The sequence below is a fragment of the Actinomyces oris genome, from assembly GCF_001937445.1.
GTDB classification, from domain to species: Bacteria; Actinomycetota; Actinomycetes; order Actinomycetales; family Actinomycetaceae; genus Actinomyces; species Actinomyces acetigenes.
Window position 1 is genome coordinate 72163 of the sequence record NZ_MSKS01000013.1, and the last position, 17855, is coordinate 90017.

The 17855-nt window shown below is 69.4% G+C and carries 12 protein-coding genes; 10 read left to right on the forward strand and 2 right to left on the reverse strand.

The genetic code is table 11. From position 1 onward, the window contains the following. Positions 1 to 12: 12 nt before the first annotated feature. Positions 13 to 1842: an AMP-dependent synthetase/ligase gene (locus BKH20_RS04480; protein WP_256693036.1), complete on the reverse strand. Its 1830-nt coding sequence runs from the start codon at positions 1840 to 1842 to the stop codon at positions 13 to 15. 372 nt (positions 1843 to 2214) lie between these two features. Between BKH20_RS04480 and BKH20_RS04485 the strand changes: the two genes are divergently transcribed. The 6 genes from BKH20_RS04485 (at position 2215) to BKH20_RS04510 (ending at position 9483) form a co-directional block, all read left to right on the forward strand. Then, entirely contained in the window at positions 2215 to 3507 is a 1293-nt protein-coding gene (locus BKH20_RS04485; protein WP_075390096.1) for an ABC transporter substrate-binding protein, read from the forward strand. 105 nt (positions 3508 to 3612) lie between these two features. Beyond that, a complete protein-coding gene (locus BKH20_RS04490; protein ID WP_075372509.1) occupies positions 3613 to 4650 on the forward strand; it encodes a carbohydrate ABC transporter permease in 1038 nt (345 codons plus the stop codon). Further along, on the forward strand, positions 4647 to 5513 hold the full coding sequence (locus tag BKH20_RS04495; RefSeq protein ID WP_075390097.1) for a carbohydrate ABC transporter permease: 867 nt from the start codon (positions 4647 to 4649) through the stop codon (positions 5511 to 5513). Before BKH20_RS04490 ends, BKH20_RS04495 begins: the two co-directional genes overlap by 4 nt. Positions 5514 to 5704: 191 nt before the next feature. Then, the gene (locus BKH20_RS04500) at positions 5705 to 7489 is read left to right on the forward strand and encodes a glycoside hydrolase family 13 protein (RefSeq protein WP_075390098.1); all 1785 of its coding nucleotides are present in this window, start codon (positions 5705 to 5707) and stop codon (positions 7487 to 7489) included. Next, positions 7470 to 8483 (forward strand): LacI family DNA-binding transcriptional regulator, encoded by a 1014-nt coding sequence (locus BKH20_RS04505; protein WP_075390099.1) that lies wholly within the window; start codon positions 7470 to 7472, stop codon positions 8481 to 8483. The genes BKH20_RS04500 and BKH20_RS04505 overlap by 20 nt, the downstream gene beginning before the upstream one ends. A gap of 79 nt (positions 8484 to 8562) precedes the next feature. Further along, the gene (locus BKH20_RS04510) at positions 8563 to 9483 is read left to right on the forward strand and encodes a hypothetical protein (protein WP_075390100.1); all 921 of its coding nucleotides are present in this window, start codon (positions 8563 to 8565) and stop codon (positions 9481 to 9483) included. Between the two features lie 98 nt (positions 9484 to 9581). On the opposite strand, the gene valS is transcribed toward BKH20_RS04510, so the two are convergent. Beyond that, entirely contained in the window at positions 9582 to 12398 is a 2817-nt protein-coding gene (gene valS, locus BKH20_RS04515; protein ID WP_075390101.1) for a valine--tRNA ligase, read from the reverse strand. Between the two features lie 192 nt (positions 12399 to 12590). On the opposite strand from valS, the gene arc reads away from it, so the two are divergent. Genes arc through BKH20_RS04535 form a run of 4 tightly spaced genes read left to right on the forward strand, consistent with a single transcriptional unit; the run spans position 12591 to position 17747 of the window. After that, positions 12591 to 14240, forward strand: coding sequence for a proteasome ATPase (gene arc / locus BKH20_RS04520; protein WP_075390102.1), 1650 nt, complete (start codon positions 12591 to 12593; stop codon positions 14238 to 14240). Positions 14241 to 14245: 5 nt separating this feature from the next. Continuing rightward, positions 14246 to 16021, forward strand: a complete 1776-nt coding sequence (locus BKH20_RS04525) for a proteasome accessory factor PafA2 family protein (protein ID WP_256693033.1) — start codon at positions 14246 to 14248, stop codon at positions 16019 to 16021. Then, positions 16018 to 16206 (forward strand): ubiquitin-like protein Pup, encoded by a 189-nt coding sequence (locus BKH20_RS04530; RefSeq protein ID WP_003786115.1) that lies wholly within the window; start codon positions 16018 to 16020, stop codon positions 16204 to 16206. The genes BKH20_RS04525 and BKH20_RS04530 overlap by 4 nt, the downstream gene beginning before the upstream one ends. Then, entirely contained in the window at positions 16203 to 17747 is a 1545-nt protein-coding gene (locus BKH20_RS04535; RefSeq protein ID WP_075390103.1) for a proteasome accessory factor PafA2 family protein, read from the forward strand. The genes BKH20_RS04530 and BKH20_RS04535 overlap by 4 nt, the downstream gene beginning before the upstream one ends. The last annotated feature ends 108 nt before the right edge of the window (positions 17748 to 17855 follow it).

A 17855-nucleotide genomic window follows, 5' to 3' on the forward strand; every position in this document is an offset into this window, starting at 1 on the left:
GTTTGCCCCCGTTTACTCCTGTGGTCCTTTGCGGGTGGAGCCGTAGATGTCCGCGATGACGTCGGCGTGGGCCTCCATGACCGGGCCGCGCTTGACCTTCAGCGACGGAGTGAGCAGGCCGTTGGCCTCGGTGAAGTCTGTGGCCAGCACCCGGAAGGTGCGGATCGACTCGGCCCGGGAGACCGCGCGGTTCGTGCGCGCCACGGCCCGGTCCAGGGCGGCGAGCACCTGCGGGTGGGAGGAGGCCTCGACCACGTCCATGGCCGGCAGCCCGTGGTTGCGCAGCCACTGGGGGAGCATGTCCTTGTCCAGCGTGATGAGTGCGGAGATGAAGGGCTCCCCGTCCCCGATGACGAGCACCTGGCTGATGAGCGGGTGGCCGCGCAGGCGGTCCTCGAGCTGGGCGGGGGCGACGTTCTTGCCGCCGGCGGTGACGATGAGCTCCTTCTTGCGTCCGGTGATGCGCAGGTAGCCGTCGTCATCAAGGGCGCCGATGTCTCCGGTGAAAAACCAGCCGTCGGCGGTGAAGGCCTCGGCGGTGGCCGAGGGGTTGTTGTGGTAGGTGGAGAAGACGCCCAGGCCGCGGACCTGGATCTCGTCGTCCTCACCGATGCGGATCTCGTTGCCGCAGACGGGCGGGCCGACAGTGCCGATCTTGTTGAGCCAGTCGGTGTTGACGCTGACCGGGCCGATGGTCTCGGTCAGGCCGTAGCCCTCCAGGATGACCAGTCCCAGCCCGCGGTAGAAGTGGCCCAGACGCTGTCCCAACGGCCCCCCGCCGGAGATGATGAAGCGGGCGTTGGGGCCCATGAGTCCCCGGATCTTGCGGAAGACGAGACGGTCGGCCACGGCGTGCGCCCGACGGAGGCCCCCGGAGGGGCCTTGAGGGGTGTCCAGGGCGCGGGAGTAGGCGATGGCGACCTTGGCGGCCCAACGGAACAGCTTGAGCTTGGCGCCGCTGCCGGCCTTGGCGTCGGCGGCGTTGTAGATCTTCTCCAGGACGCGCGGGACGGCCAGGATGTAGGAGGGGGCGAAGGACTGCAGGTCGGGCAGAAGGGTCCTGGCGTCGGGGGTGTGGCCCAGCACACCCTCGCCGGCCAGGGACAGCAGCTGGAGGCAGCGGGCGTAGACGTGGGCCAGCGGCAGGAACAGCAGCAGGCGCACGTTGTCGCCCCACAGGACGCCGGGCAGATAGCGCACCCCGTGATAGGGGATGCCGACGGCGTTGCGGTGGGTGAGCTCGACGCCCTTGGGGCGGCCCGTGGTGCCGGAGGTGTAGATGATGGAGTAGACGTCGTCGACCGTGAGGGCGTTGGTGCGCTGGTCGACCTGGGAGGGGCTGACGCCCGAGCCCGCCTGGACGATGGTGGTGATGGCGTCGGAGTCCAGGGCGAGGACCCTCACCGTGTGCCTGATACCGGCGACGGTGCCGCGTACGAGCTCGGCCAGCGTGCCGCTCTCGGTGATGACCACCCGCACGTCGGAGTCGGTGACGATCCACTCGACCTGCTCGGCTGAGCTCGTCTCGTAGATGGGCACGGAGATGAGGCCTGCGCGGGCGATGGCCATGTCCAGGAGGAACCAGTCGTAGGAGGTGTGCGCCATGATGCCGACGGTGGCGCCGGCCTCGAGCCCCATGCCGATGAGACCCGCGGCCACGTGGGCCACCTCCTCGCCGAAGGCTCGGGCCGAGACCTCCTGCCATTCCCCCGACAGGGGCGACTTGCGGGCCACGAGTGGCCGGTCACCGCTGCGGGCGATGCGGTCGGCGAGCAGCCACGGAACCGACCAGTGCTCCTCGGGCTGGAAGGGGATCTCGGTGCTGGAGACCCCGTCGGTCATATGGCCGGGATAGCGTGGTGGCCTGGTGCTGGTGGCCTGGGGCGAGGAGTGGTGAGAGCTCACGGCCTCATTGTGTCAGGCGGTGGTCAGGGCGGCGCACCGTTGAGGTGAGAGAAGGAGAGCGACGCTGTGGAGGTTTTCACAGGTGGTGCGCAGTGGTCTCATGGAGATCACGGGATGTGGGTGATGGGAGGGGAGTGTGCGGCTCGGAGGTTCCTCTCAAGGTGCCTGAGGAAACGAGAGCGATAGGTTTGACCGCTTGGTTGCATATGTGTAACGTGCCTCTCAGCCCTAGTCGACGCGCGTCGACAATGTGGGTCCTTCCGGAACGGAGCTGGTGGGCTCCGCAACAGTTTCAAGGAGGAAACACGCATGACACCCCTACCCCGTCGTCAGTTCATCCAGGGCTCGGCCCTGGCGGCGGCGCTGGCCTCAATGGCGGCCTGCTCCACGTCCCGCGGAGACGACGACGGCCCCGTCACCTTTGAAGGCACCGGACCAATCACCTGGGTCCAGGGCAAGGACAACTCGGGCGGCAAGGTCCAGGCCCGGATCGATGAGTGGAACAAGGCCCACCCTGGCGAGGAGGTCAAGCTCATCGAGCTCTCAGCCGAGGCCGACCAGCAGCGCACCTCCCTCATCAACGCCGCCAGAATCAACTCCAAGGCCTACGACGTCGTCTCCCTGGACAACGTCTGGGTCTCCGAGTTCGCCGCCAACCGGTGGGTGGTCGAGCTGCCCCAGGACGAGCTCAAGAACGACGACATCCTCGAACCCGTGTGGAAGACGGGCCTCTACAAGGACAAGCTCTTCGCGGTCCCCTTCGTCACTGACGCCCCGATGATGTTCTACCGCAAGGACTTCCTGGCGAAGGCCGGCGTCGCGGTTCCCAAGACCTGGGACGAGGTCAAGGCCGCCATCGACAAGGTGCGGGCTCTGCCCGGCCACGAGAACATCGGAGGGTTCGGCGGTCAGTTCGCCAAGTACGAGGGCCTGACCTGCTGCGCCTCGGAGTTCATCCACACCGCAGGCGGCGGCTTCTACGACGACGATGCCCAGGTCATCGTCGACTCCGCCGAGTCGGTTACCGGTCTGCAGTGGCTCATTGACGGCTTCTCCAAGAACTACATCCCCAAGGAGTCCCTGGAGTGGAAGGAGGAGGACGGGCGTAACGCCTTCGAGGCGGGCGACCTCCTGTTCCTCCGTCAGTGGCCCTATCAGTACGCCAATAACAAGGAGTCCCTGGGGACGGACAAGTTCGACGTCGCCGCCCTGCCGAGCATCGATGGCAAGTCATTCGTGCCGACCCTGGGTGGGCACAACTGCGCCATCACCAAGGGATCGAAGAACAAGGCCACTGCCTTGAAGTTCGTCAAGTGGTGGATCAACGAGGACTCCCAGCGTTATCAGCTCAAGACCCAGACGCTCGCCCCGATCCTCGGATCCCTCTACAACGACCCCGAGTTTCTCAAGGACTTCCCCTACCTGCCGATTCTCAAGCAGAGTCTTGAGAACGCCAAGAGCCGTCCTCAGGCCGTCTACTACGGTGACGTCACCGCCAAGATCCAGGACAGCATCTATCCCGCGATCCAGCAGCCGGGGAGCAGGACAGCCAAGGACGTTATCGCCGGCCTGAGCAGCAGCCTGAAGAAGCTGGAGGGCTAAGAGCCTCGATACGGTGACCGCCTTATGGCGGAGCCCCTCGTGAACCCGGTCATGTCATCTAGGACAGTCAGCAAGGACAGTCAAAAGGACGGTCAAAGGACAGTCATGAGTACAACGACGCACTCCGAACAAGTCGTCAACCGCCAGTCCAAGAGCTCCAAGGCCCAGGCCCGTCTGGCCTGGCTGCTCATCTCGCCCACGGTGCTGGTACTGACGATCGTCATCCTCATCCCCATCGCCCAGTCCCTCTACCAGTCGCTCTTCGGGCGGCCCAGCCTGGAGGACAACGGCTTCTTCTCCACCACTGAGCCCTTCGTGGGTCTGAAGAACTACACCGACATCTTCTCCAGCGCCGGGGAGAGGTTCTGGGTGGCCTTCTACAACACGACCCTCTTCGGCGTGGTCACCGTGGTCCTGGAGACCATCCTGGGCGTTGCCATGGCGCTCATCATGCACAAGGCGATGAAGGGACGCGGCATCGTGCGCGCCTCGATCCTCGTGCCCTGGGCGATCCCCACCGCGGTCTCCGCCATCCTGTGGGGCTGGATCTTCAACCAGAACGGTGTCGCCAACGCCATTCTGGGCCGGCACGTCATGTGGGCTTCAGGGGACCTGAGCGCCAAGGCGGCCATCATTATCGCCGACGTGTGGAAGACGGCGCCCTACATCGGGCTGCTTACCCTGGCCGGGCTCCAGCTCATCCCCGATGAGGTCTACGAGGCCGCCAAGATCGACGGCGCCAGCGCCTGGAAGCGCTTCACCTCCATCACCTTGCCGCTGGTCAAGCCCGCGCTCGTCGTGGCCGTGGTTTTCCGAGCCCTGGACGCCCTGCGCATGTTCGACCTGCCCTACATCCTCATCGGCCCCAGGAAGGGCAGCGTGGAGACCCTCTCCATGCTGGTCCAGGACGAGAGCTCCAACTCCCGCTACGGCAGTGCCGCGGCCTACGCCCTCATCCTGTTCCTCTACGTCTTCGTCTTCGCCGTCGCGTTCTTGAAGATCACCAACACCGACATCAGTGGTAACGACGAGGCCCGACGCAAGCGCAATGAGCGCAAGCTGCCGGTCAGCGCCTTCTTCAAGCGCTCCGGCTCCTCCACCCCGGCCTCCCAGACGGCTACTGAAAGGAGCCAGCAGGCATGAGCACCTCCGCCGCCGCCGCACCTGTCCGCAAAACCAAGAGGGACTGGGGAAGCCTCTTCTCCACCGTCGGAATCGTCCTCATCGTCATCTACTGCCTGGCGCCCTTCTACTGGATGCTGGTCTCCTCACTGCGCCCCGACAGTGAGATCTTCGAGAACAGCTGGTGGCCCCGCCACCCCTCCTTCGAGAACTACAAGGCGGTCTTCTCCGAGAAGAACGACTTCGCCAACGGCCTCATCAACTCCCTGGTCGTCTCGATCGTCGTGACGGTCGTGGCGCTGGCGGTGGCGACCTTCACCGCCTACGCCCTGGCGCGCCTCGACTTCCGGGGCAAGGGCCTGCTGATGCTCCTCATCATCGCCACCTCGATGTTCCCACTCGTGGCCATCATCGTGCCCCTGCTGAAGAACTTCGCCGCCTGGGGCTGGACGGACACCTACCAGGCGATGATCGTCCCGGACCTGTCCTTCTCACTGCCGCTGGCGGTGTGGAACCTGACGAGCTTCTTCCGGCAGATGCCCCAGGAGCTCGAGCAGTCCGCCATGGTCGACGGATGCACCCCCGGCCAGGCCTTCCGCAAGGTCATCCTCCCGCTGGCCGCGCCGGGAATCTTCACCACCGCCATCATCATCTTCATCGGCGCCTGGAACGAGTTCCTCGTGGCCGTCACGATGATCATCAACCCCTCGATGCAGCCGGCCACGGTGCTGCTGTCGAAGTTCACCGGGGACTCCCAGTTCAACACGCCCTTCGGCTCCCAGATGGCGGCCGGTGTCATCATGACGCTGCCGCTGGTCATCATGGTGCTGCTCTTCCAGCGGCGGATCGTGGCCGGACTGGCCGCAGGAGGACTCAAGCAGTAGACCGACGCAAGCCCGGGCCCGGCTCCCTGGAGAGCCCGCCCGCCCATCACCCGTTCGTCTCTGTGGGGCGGCACCACCGCGCCGCCCCACAGAGATCGTTCGGGATGACGCTGGTTGCCTCCGCCCCCATCCCTCATCCCTCGTCTTCATTCACCTGGCCGCAGCGCAGCGGCCTGACATAGGACCCGTCCATGACCTTGACCAGTGCCCGCCCGCAGGGCCTCGTATCGCGCACCGACACCGACGCCTGGTGGCGCGATGCCGTCATCTACCAGATCTACCCCCGCTCCTTCGCCGATGCCAACGGTGACGGCATCGGCGATATTCAGGGGATCCGGGAGCACATCGACCACCTGGTGGCACTCGGCGTGGATGCCGTGTGGCTCTCGCCCTTCTACCCCTCGCCCCAGGTCGACGCCGGCTACGACGTCTCGGACTACTTCGACCTGGCCCCCGAGTACGGTTCCCTGCAGGACCTCGATGCCCTCATCGCCGACCTTCACGAGGCCGGCATCCGCGTCATCATCGACCTGGTCCCCAACCACTCCTCCGACCAGCACAAGTGGTTCCGCGCCGCTCTGGAGGCCGGGCCCGGTTCGCCCGAGCGCGACCGCTATATCTTCCGCCACAGCACCGACGGCGCCCCGAACAACTGGGGCTCGCTCTTCGGAGGACCCGCCTGGCAGCCGGTCGAGCCGCTTACCGGCCGCAGCGAGGACCGGGACTGGTACTACCTTCACCTGTTCGCAGCCGAGCAACCCGACTTCAACTGGTCCAACGAGGACGTTCACGAGCACTTTCGCGCCTTCCTGCGCTTCTGGGTGGAGCGCGGCATCGACGGGTTCCGCGTCGACGTCGCCCACGGGCTGGTCAAGGCCGAGGGGCTGCCCGACGACGATCTCGGTCCGGACCGGTGGAATGTCGTCGCCGTAGAAGGCGAGGACGCTGCCGCCGCCCGCGAGAAGCTGCCCGACGTTGGGCCGGCCTTCAACCAGCCCGGGGTCCACGACATCTACCGTGAGTGGCACCGTGTCCTGGACGAGGTCGGCGAGGACATCCTCCTGGTTGCCGAGGCCTGGGTGCCCACGGAGGCCGATGTCGCCCTGTACGTGCGTGCCGACGAGATGAGCCAGGCCTTCAACTTCCCCTTCCTGACCGCAGGCTGGGACGCGGATGGGTTGCGCCGCGTCATCGACGTCTCCCTGAGCGAGTACGGTGCCGTCGGGGCTCCGGCCACCTGGGTGCTGTCCAACCACGACGTCGTGCGCCACGCCTCCCGCCTGGCCTACCCCGCTGACATGGACACCAACCCCGGGATCGGCCCCAAGGATCCCCAGCCCGACGCCGAGCTCGGCCTGGCCCGGGCGCGCGCCGCCACCCTATTCATGCTGGGCCTGCCCGGCAGCGCCTACCTCTACCAGGGTGAGGAGCTGGGACTGCCCGAGCACACCACCATGGAGGACGAGGCCCGCCAGGACCCCCTGTGGGAGCGCACCGACCACCTCGTACCGGGGCGCGACGGCTGCCGGGTCCCCCTGCCCTGGACGCGGGACGGAGCCTCCTACGGCTACAACGCCACCGGCCGCACCTGGCTGCCCCAACCCGAGGGGTGGGGCGAGTACTCGCCTCAGGTCCAGAAGGGGCGCGAGGGCTCCACCCTCAGCCTGTACCGGCGGGCCATCGCCCTGCGCCGCGAGCTCCGACTCGGGCGCGGCTCGGTGGAGTGGCTGGACAGTGAACCCGGGATCCTGCTCCTGCGCAACGGCACCACAGGGATCGTCCTCAACACCACCGAGCAGCCGGTGGCGATCAAGGCAGCCGGCAGGCCCCTCATCACCTCCTGGCACCGAAGCGAGGTGGACGGGGCGGATTCGACGGATACCGTGGATGCCGCGGACGCCGTCGTCGTACCACCCAACGGTGCCTGCTGGCTGGATCTTTCCGCCGGAGGAACCGATGGCGGCGACCCGCGCTGACGTGGCCCGGGCGGCGGGGGTGTCGCCCTCGACCGTCACCTACGTCCTGAGCGGCCAGCGCTCGACGCGCTCGAGCACCCGGGAGCGGGTCATGCGGGCCGTGCGCGAGCTCGACTACCACCCCAACACCGCCGCGCGCTCACTGGCCTCGCCGGTGCTGCGCACCGTGGGGGTCCTGTTCCGGCGCCAGCACTCCACCATTGACGCCAATGACCTGGACTACGTCGATGGGGTGTGCCGCGCACTGGCGCCCAGCGGAATCCAGGTCGTCATCCCGGTCATGACCTCTTCGACGCCGCTGATCGAGCTGCGCTCGCTCGTGCGCTCCGGCGCCCTGGGCGGGGTGGTTCTCATGGATGTGGCCGACGGCGATGAGCGCGAGGCGATGCTGCTGGAGGAGAAGGTCCCCACCGTCCTCATCGGCTCCTCCGATCGCGCCGGTGGGGCGCCCGGCATCGACGCGGACTTCGCTCAGATGGCGCACGCCGGCGTCGAGCACCTGACCGGGCTCGGGCACCGCCGCATCATCGCACTCATGCGGGAGACCGCCTCCGACGACGCTCACGCCCGCCAGGACCACACCCACGAGCTCCTGCGCGCCGCGCAGAAGCTGAGGGTGGAGGTCCTAGTGCGCCAGGTCCCGGAGGCGGCGCTGGCCGGCGCCGACATCGTGCGATCCGGCGGCCTCATCGAGGGGTGCAGCGCAGTCCTGTCCAACAACCCCGCCGCCGTGGTGGGACTTGCCTGCGCGGCGCAGGCCCACGGGCTGTCCGTTCCCGCCGACCTGTCCGTGCTCACCCTCGGGATCACGCAGGACAGCGTCCGCCGAGGGGAAGCCTTCAGCGAGCTCAGCGTCAACCGTGAGACCATGGGGGCCGAGGCGGGCTCACTCCTGCTGAGGCGCCTCAGAGGAGAACCGGACCCGTCCCAGCACCGCGGGCTCATGCCCGCCGTCCTCACTGACCGCGGCTCCACGGCGCTCTGCCAGAGCTGAGGAGCGGACGTGAAAGCGCCCGGATTGCTGCAATGTCTACCAGACTCGATGATGAATGTGAGACGTTGAAGGAGAAAGGATGACGCTGAGCAGAACCCGCATAGTCAACACTCTCATCGGCCTGCTGATCCTGGCCGTGGCGGCTCTCGCCGCTGTCCCGTGGCTGGTTCCCAGGATCCAGGAGGCAGCACGGGACGAACCCGACCCCGACCTCGTCCTGGCCGCGGTCAAGAAGCATCAAACGCTGCTGGACGCCGAATGGACCAATCCCGAGGCCTCCACCGGAGCCGCCCCACCTATGCAGGCCGAGCTGAAGATCCGAGATGCGCGCAAACAGCTGACCCAGGACGGTATCCCGGTGACCTCCGCGACGAGCGAGGTCAAGCGCATCAGGCCCACCTACCAAGGTGACGGCAGTGTTCATGTGATAGCCGAGGTCTCCACCTCCAAGACCTACGCAGACGTTTCCAGCACGACCAGCGTGGAGACGAACCGCCACAGTCTCGTCCTCACTGGGAACGACGACCGCGGGTACTCGGTGGTGAGCGACGAGGTCGTTGATCCGGCGCGGCCCAGTCCTCCCACGAGTATCCAGCACCGCACCGACCTCATGGGGCTGGGAGTGAGCATCGTGTTCGCCTCCATCGCCGTCGTCGCGGTGGTGCTGTCCCGGCGGAATCGAGCCCACCTGCCCCGTGGCTTCTCCTGGCTGCCATTCGGCGGCACCTTCGCACTGACGATCGGGGTCGCCTGGGGCTACACGGTCGGCAGCGCCAGCACTCGGGATGACCTCGGGGACACGATGAGCTGCCTCGGGGAGCGCCTGACCTCGCTTGACTCCCGACTCATTCCCTTCCTCAGCCGCGACTGCGTGACTCACAGCCGCATCGACGTGCTTGCGGCCCTGCTGGCCGCCGTGGTCATCGTCCTCATCGAGTACCGGATCCTCCTGAGCCTCCGGCAGAGAACCGACCGCGTGAACCTGCCCGGCAGGCCCTAGAACGACGACGGTGGCGCCGCCCGAGGGGGCGCGCCACCGTTCGTCACAGGACCGGAGGGGGCGCGCCACCGTTCGTCACAGGACCGGGTGCTCGCGGCTCACTTCTTCTTGACCGGGGCCTGGCCGAGCTCGACGGCGGTCACGGTCACCGGGGAGGCGCCTTCGGCCGAGTCGGCCGCCGGGGCGGCCTGCTCCACGGTGAAGGGGCCGGTGACCTTGGCGGCCTCGGTCAGGTCCGCACGCACCGCCTCGATGGCCTCGGCGTACTCGGGCCGGTCTGCCGCAACGGCCAGCGCCACCGAGAGGATCGGCGTCTTCTGACTCGTCTTGGCCTCCGACTTCACCTTGCGCAGCGCCGCCAGAGCGGCCCCGGCGCGGGCCACCAGCTCGGCGTCGGCCCCGGCGGAGGCCTCCCGCAGACCATCGGACTGCGGCCAGGCGGCCCGGTGCACCGAGCCGGTGCGGTACCAGCTCCACACCTCCTCGGTGGCGAACGGCAGGAAGGGGGCCAGCAGGCGCACGAAGGTGTCAACGGCGATCGCCAGCGTCGCCCGCGCCGAGCGGACAGCAGCGGCGTCGTGAGAGCCGTCGAAGTCATTGGCCCGGTCCTTGACCAGCTCGATGTAGTCATCGCAGAAGGTCCAGAAGAAGGACTCGGTGACTTCCAGGGCTCGGGCGTGACCGAAGTCCTCGAAGGCCGCCGTGGCGGCGTCGACGACGTCGGCCAGAGCCGCCAGGACCGCACGGTCGATCGGCTCACTGACCACCGAGGCGTCCAGGCAGGGGGCGGGGGCCGCGGCCACGGCGGCCTCGTCGGCGTCCCAGGGGATCCCCATGGACAGGGCGAACTTGGAGGCGTTGAGGACCTTGATGGCCAGGCGCCGGCCGATCTTGATCTGGGTCTCCTCGAAGGCCGCGTCCAGGCCCAGACGGGCCGAGCTGGCCCAGTAGCGCACGGCGTCGGAGCCGTACTGCTCCAGCAGGCCCATGGGGGTGACGACATTGCCCTTCGACTTGGACATCTTCTTGTGGTCGGAGTCCAGGATCCAGCCCGACAGGCCGGCATTCGTCCACGGCAGGGCCGCGAACTCCAGGTCCGCGCGCACCACCGTGGTGAACAGCCAGGTGCGGATGATGTCCTGCCCCTGCGGGCGCAGGTCCATCGGGTAGACCCGGCCGAAGAGGTCCTCATCACTCAGCCAGCCCGAGGCCAGCTGGGGCGACAGGGAGGAGGTGGCCCAGGTGTCCATGATGTCGAGCTCACCGACGAAACCACCGGGCTTGCCGCGCTGGTCCTCGGTGTAGCCGGTTGGGACGTCGGAGGAGGGGTCCACGGGCAGCTCGGACTCGGCCGGGGTCAGGATCGCGTCGTAGTCGACCTCGCCGTCAGCCCCGACTTTGTACCACAGCGGGAAGGGGACGCCGAAGAAGCGCTGACGTGAGACCAGCCAGTCGTTGTTGAGGCCACGCACCCAGTTCTCGTAGCGCACGCGCATGAAGTCGGGGTGGAACTCCAGCTGGCGGCCGCGCTCGAGCAGCTCCTCACGCAGGTCGGTGCCGGAGGCCGGGTTCGTCCACTCCTTGCCGCCGTTGCGGATATACCACTGGCGGGAGGTGACGATCTCCAGGGGCTTGTCGCCCTTCTCGAAGAAGTTCGTCTGACGCACCGTCTTGACGGGCTCACCGCGCATCTCACCGGTCTGGGCCAGGCGGGCAACGAGGACCTCGCGGGCCGAGAAGGTGGTCTTGCCGGCCATGGCCTCGTACATCTCGCGGCCGGCCTCGGAGGTGATCCACTCGGGGATCTCCGTCTCGATGCGCCCGTCCTTGCGCAGGATCGCACGCAGCGGCAGCTGCAGGTCGCGCCACCAGTCGATGTCCGTGGTGTCACCGAAGGTGCAGCACATGGCGATGCCGGCGCCCTTGTCCTTCTCCGCGGCCGGGTGCGGCAGGACCGGCACCTCGACGCCGAAGACGGGGGAGGACACGGTGGTGCCGAACAGGGGCTGGTAGCGCTCGTCGTCGGGGTGGGCCACCAGGGCCACGCAGGCCGGCAGCAGCTCGGGGCGAGTGGTCTCGATGCACACGTCGACGCCGCCCTCCACCGGGGCGCCGGCGGCCTCGGCCTTGGCGGCGGCCGCCTCATCGACGATGTGGAAGGCCAGGCGGTGGTAGAAGCCGGGGTACTCGCGGGACTCCAGCTCTGCCTGGGCCACCGCCGTCTGGAAGGTGACGTCCCACAGACCCGGCGCCGCCGCCTGGTAGGCCTCCCCGCGCTCAAGGTTGTGCAGGAAGGCGGTCTGAGCGACCTTGCGGGCCCGCTCGCCGATGGTCTGGTAGGTGTGCGACCAGTCCACGCCCAGGCCGAGCCTGCGCCACAGGGCCTCGAACTGCTTCTCGTCCTCCACCGTGAGGCGCTCGCACAGCTCGACGAAGTTGCGACGCGAGACCGGCACCTGGTCGCGGGCCTTGATCGACTTGCCCTCCCCGCCGGTGTGCGGAGGAGTGAAGTCCGGGTCATAGGGCAGCGAGGGGTCGCAGCGCACCCCGAAGTAGTTCTGGACCCGGCGCTCGGTGGGCAGGCCATTGTCGTCCCAGCCCATGGGGTAGAACACCGCCTTACCGCGCATGCGCTGGAAGCGGGCCACGGTGTCGGTGTGGGTGTAGGAGAAGACGTGCCCCACGTGCAGGGAGCCGGAGACCGTCGGCGGCGGGGTGTCGATGGAGAAGACCTCGGCGCGCTCGGCGCTGCGGTCGAAGGCGTAGGTCCCCTCGGACTCCCAGCGCTCGCCCCAGGTGGTCTCCAGGCCGTCGGTCGACACCTTGGCCGGCACTCGCGGGCTGTGGGGCTCGGAGGGCAGCAGGCGGCTGGACGATGACGGAGGAGCGGCGTGGCTCGTGGGGATCTCAGACATGGGGTCGATTCTGTCACGGTGCGGCCCGGACCCTCGACACGGCCGGGTGTGAGGTCGGTGGGCGTCGGCGCCGCCCCACCTGCCTCATAGATATGGATCCGGGTTACGAAACGGACGCTGATTGGTACGCTTGTACCAATACGGGTCGAGGGGGCCCGCAGCGGCCCCGGGTGGCAGTCGAGGAGGACGCGCATGGATGAGGAACCGGTGGAGCACAAGGATCCGGTGGAGCAGACGCTGACGGGCGTTTCCAGGGACCAGTCTGCGCAGGGGGGCAGCCAGTCCGGAGAGGACGTCACCGACCGCCTGCGGGAGCTCAGCGAGCACGCCGGCGTCCTCAGCCGCAAGAACACCCACCTGGCCAACGCCCTCAGGGCGGCGCGCCAGGAGCTGGCGGCCCTCCACGAGGACGTCAAGGCTCTCCAGCTCCCGCCCCTGGCGCACGCCACCGTCCTGGCCGTGGACACAGGCGCGCGCACCGCCGACGTCTCCATCGCCGGACGGCGCCACCGGGTGGGCGTGGGACCCGCCGTCGTGTCCTCCTCCCTCCACCCGGGTGACGACGTCGTCCTCAACGAGCACCTCGTCATCACCGCCACCTGCCCCTCGCCGCGCTTCGGGGAGGTCGTCACCGTCAAGGAGACCTACGACGACGGCACCGTCCTGGTCCTGGCCCGCCACGACGAGGAGCAGGTCCTCAGCCTCTCGGAGACCCTGAGCGACCACCGCCCCCGGGTCGGTGACGCCCTCGTGGCCGACCTGGCCGTGCGCATGGCGCTGCGACCCGTGGTGCGCTCCGAGGTCGAGGAGCTCGTCCTGGAGGAGGTGCCCGACGTCGGGTACGGCGACATCGGGGGACTGGGCGAGCAGATCGAGCTCATCCGCGACGCCGTCGAGCTGCCCTTCCTCCACCCCGACCTCTACCGCGAGCACCGGCTCACCCCGCCGCGCGGAGTGCTGCTCTACGGTCCGCCCGGATGCGGCAAGACCCTCATCGCCAAGGCCGTCGCCGCCTCCCTGGGGGCCGGCGGGCGCGGCGAGGCCTACTTCCTCAACATCAAGGGCCCCCAGCTGCTGGACAAGTACGTCGGGGAGACCGAGCGGCGCATCCGCGTCATCTTCGCCCGCGCCCGTGAGAAGGCGGCCACCGGCGTGCCCGTCGTCGTCTTCTTCGACGAGATGGACTCCCTGTTCCGCACCCGCGGGTCCGGGCGCTCCTCGGACGTGGAGACCACCGTGGTCCCGCAGATGCTCGCCGAGATCGACGGCGTCGACGAGCTCGACAACGTCGTGGTCATCGGCGCCACCAACCGTGAGGACATGATCGACCCGGCGATCCTGCGCCCGGGCCGCCTGGATGTCAAGATCCGCATCGGACGGCCGGACCGGCGCGGCGCCGCCGAGATCCTGGCGACCTACCTGACCCCCGACCTCCCCATCAGCGAAGAGCTCTTGGCCGCACACGGCGACGCGCAGGGGGCGGTGGACGCCCTCATCGAGCAGGTGATCGAGGCCCTCTACACCCGCCGCCGCGCCACCGAGATGGTCGAGCTCACCCGCTCCGACGGGCAGGCCGAGATCCTCCACGTCGCCGACCTCGTCAGCGGCGCCATGCTCGCCAACATCGTCGACCGAGCCAAGAAGGCGGCCGTCAAGGACCTGGTCACCAAGGGCAGGCGCGGCCTGACGTCAGAGCACCTGCGCCGCGCCGTCATCGAGGAGATCATGGAGAACGAGGGCCTGCCCGCCACCGTCCACCCCGACGACTGGGCCCGCGTCAGCGGGCGGCGCGGCACCCCCGTGGTCTCCATGAGCGTGCTCCAGCGCTCGCGCGAGGAGTGAGAGCCGTGGCGCCGGCGAGCACCCAGTGGGTCCCCGGCCGTGAGGTCACGGTCATGGGCCTGGAGACCGAGTACGGCATCCTCGGGGCCGAGCCCGAGGACGTCGTGGCCGCCTGCCTGGAGGCCGAGGGTGAGGCGGGGCGCAGTCGAGGTGTGCGCTGGGACTACTCCGGGGAGTACCCCCTGCGTGACGCCCGCGGCTTCGAGATGGACCGCGCAGCGGCCTACCCCTCCATGCTCACCGACATCCCCGGGGCCGCCTCTGTCGAGGCCCCCGTCCCCGGGCGGGTGCGTACCACCGCCGTCGTGCGCCTGACCGCCCAGGAGGAGGCCTGGCAGCGCGGCACCGCCACCTGCGTGGGCACCGGCGGGCGCCTCTACGTGGACCACGGCCACCCCGAGTACGCCACCCCCGAGTGCACCGGTGCCGCCCAGGCCGTCCTGGCCGACCGGGCGGGGGACCTCCTGGTGGCCAGGGGCGCCGAGCAGCTGCGCCGGCGCGGCGTGAAGGCGCGCCTGTTCAAGAACAACGTCGACGGTAAGGGCGCCACCTACGGCACCCACGAGAACTACCTCGTGCCCCGCGCCCTTGACTTCAACGACCTCGTCCAGGCCCTGGTCCCCCTGCTCGTGGTCCGCCCGCTCCTGGTGGGCTCGGGCCGGGTCGGCACCGGTGCCGTCGCCCGGGGTGCCGACTTCCAGATCAGTCAGCGGGCCGACTACCTGGAGAGGATCGTCGGCCTGGGCACCACCGTGGACCGCCCCCTGGTCAACACCCGCGACGAGCCTCACGCCGACCCCCGGCGCTGGCGCCGTCTCCACCTCGTGGCGGGCGACGCCAACTGCTTCGGCACCATCGCCTGGCTCAAGCTCGGCATGACCGCCCTCGTCCTCCAGGTGCTGGCCGACGGCGTCCCCACCGCCTGGCGCCGCCTGCGCCTGACCGACCCCGTGGCCCAGGCCCGGGACGTCTCCCGCGACACCCGCCTTCAAGGCACGCTGGAGCTGGCCGACGGGCGGCGCCTGAGCGCCCTGGAGATCCTGGAGCACTACCTGCAGACGGTGCGCAGCCACCTGAAGGACCGCTGCCGTCCCGCGCCGGCGCCGGAAGGCGACCCCCTGCGCCCAGACCTGGCCGCGCTGGCCGACGGCGCCGACACCGACGGCGCCGAGACCGGCGCGATCCTCGCCTTCTGGGAAGCCTCACTGGCCTCACTGCGCGAGCTGCAGGCCCAGGGCGCCGGCGGTCACGAGCCGGGGGAGTCGCAAGGAGCGGCCAGGCACCTGGAGTGGGTCGCCAAGAAGCAGCTCCTGGACGCCACCGCCCGCCGCCATCCCGGCACCGGCGGACACGACGTCCTCCACGCCGTCGACCTGGCCTGGTCCGAGCTCTCCCCGACCGGGAGGGGCCTGGCCGAGCGGGTGCCCGCCGGCGTCGACGCGCGCGGCGGGCTCCGTGACGAGGCGGTGGAGGCGGCCCTCGCCGAGCCGCCCACCACGACCCGGGCCTGGCTCAGAGGTAGGCTCGTGAGCGACTTCCCCGGGCAGGTGGTCGCCGCCGGTTGGCACTCCATGGTCCTGGAGACCGGTGAGAGGGCCCAGCGCCGCCTGCCCCTGACCGACACCCTGGCCTTCACCCGCACCGCCACGGCACCGGCCCTCAAGGACGCCGCCGACGTCGTCGAGGTCTTGACGCGCCTGACGGGCGAGCGCCCCGGCGACCCCGGGCGGGCTGCCGAAGCAGTGACCACATCCGCCACCCTGTCAGGAGAGCAGACATGAGTGAGTTCGCCCAGCCGTCCCGCAGCCGCCAGGACGACCCCGCCCCCGACGACGACCCGACACCCGCCCCCGCCGGCCCTGCCCGGGGCCAGGGCCTGGACTCGGTGCTGGATATGATTGATGACGTCCTGGCCGTTGACGCCCAGGAGTTCGTGCGCGGCTTCGTCCAGAAGGGCGGCCAGTGAGCACCAGCGCCCCGGGGCCGCGCGTCACCGGCCTGGAGACCGAGTTCGGCGTCCTGTGCGCCCCCGCCGGGCCGCCGGAGGAGATGAAGGCGGACCTGCCGGACGTCGAGCGGGCGGCGGCGCTCATCTTCCGTCACCGGCCGACCGGCTACCGCAGCACCAACCTCTTCCTGCCCAACGGCGGTCGCCTCTACCTTGACATCGGAGCCCACCCCGAGTACGCCACCGCGGAGTGCGTGAGTGTGCGCGACCTCGTTGCCCAGGACCAGGCCGGCCGGGCGATCCTGGCCGCCATGGCGCAGCGCGCCGCCGAGGGCCTCGCCCAGGAGGGGGCCGCGGTCCGTTTCCACCTCCTGGCCAACAACACCGATTCGGCCGGCCACACCTACGGCTGCCACGAGAGCTACTCCGTGCCCCGCAGCCTGCTTGACGCCACCGACGACGCATCGGCCGCCAGCAGTGAGACCACCATGGCGGTCCTCACCTCCTTCCTGGCCACGCGCCCCGTCCTGGTCGGCTCCGGGCGCCCACTGGCAGGCGGTCCGACGGAGCCGAACGACGGCAGCAGCGGTGCGGGGGAGGAGGCCGCCTGGGGTCTGTCGCCGCGCGCTCCCCACCTGCAGGCCCTGACCTCGGCCGACACCACCGGGCAGCGCGCCCTGGTCAACACCCGCGACGAGCCCCACGCCGACGCCACCCGCCTGCGCCGCCTGCACGTCACCTGCGCCGACACCACCATGGCCGAGCCGACAACGGGGCTGCGCAGCGCCGTGACCCTCCTGCTCCTGGACGCCCTCGAGGCCGGCTGGGACTTCACCGACCTGGCCCTGGCCGACCCTCTGGCCACGCTGTCCGCACTGGGGGAGAGCCCCTGGGGGGACGTGCCCGCCACCACCGTCCAGGGCCGGAGACTGAGCGCCGTCGACATCCAGGAGGCCTTCCTGGAGCGACTGGCCGCCTACCTGGACGACGCCGGAGTGCCGGACTTCCTGCGCGGCGCCGAGCACCTGCTCACCGACCTCGCGCCCCGCGTCATCTCCGCGCTGCGCCGCCGCGACGACAGCGGCATCGACACCGAGATCGACTGGGCCATCAAGCGTCGCCTCATGCGCGCCCAGCGCGAGCGCCACCCCCAGCTGAGCGGCCACGTCCTGGGGACCCTGCGCTCGCGGGTGGACCTGGCCTACCACGACCTCAACGCCGACACCGGGCTGGTGCCGCGCCTGATCGCCCAGGGGGCCATGGCGAACCTGTGCGATCCGGAGGAGATCGAGCGCGCCCGCCAGGCGCCCCCGGCCACGCGCGCCGCCCTGCGGGGGGCCTTCGTAGCGGCCTGCCTGGAGGTGGGGGCCGACTTCTCCGTGTCCTGGGAGAGCCTGCGCCTGGACTCACCGCCCACCGCGCCCGTGGACCTGCCGGACCCGCTGCAGACGGCCCATGAGGCCGCTGAGTCCCTCACGGGGCGGGTGCGGCGCCTGCGTCCCGAGGAGATGCACCGCATCGACCTCGTGGGCCGCGGCGGCCTGGGTGCCCCGGGCTAGGCTCCTCCGTCCGCCGTGCCGGACTCCACCATCGTCAAAACCCACCATCCGGTTTTCCTGTCTTTTCAGCGGTTAGTTCTGTGTGCCCTAGTGCCGCTCAGCGCCGGT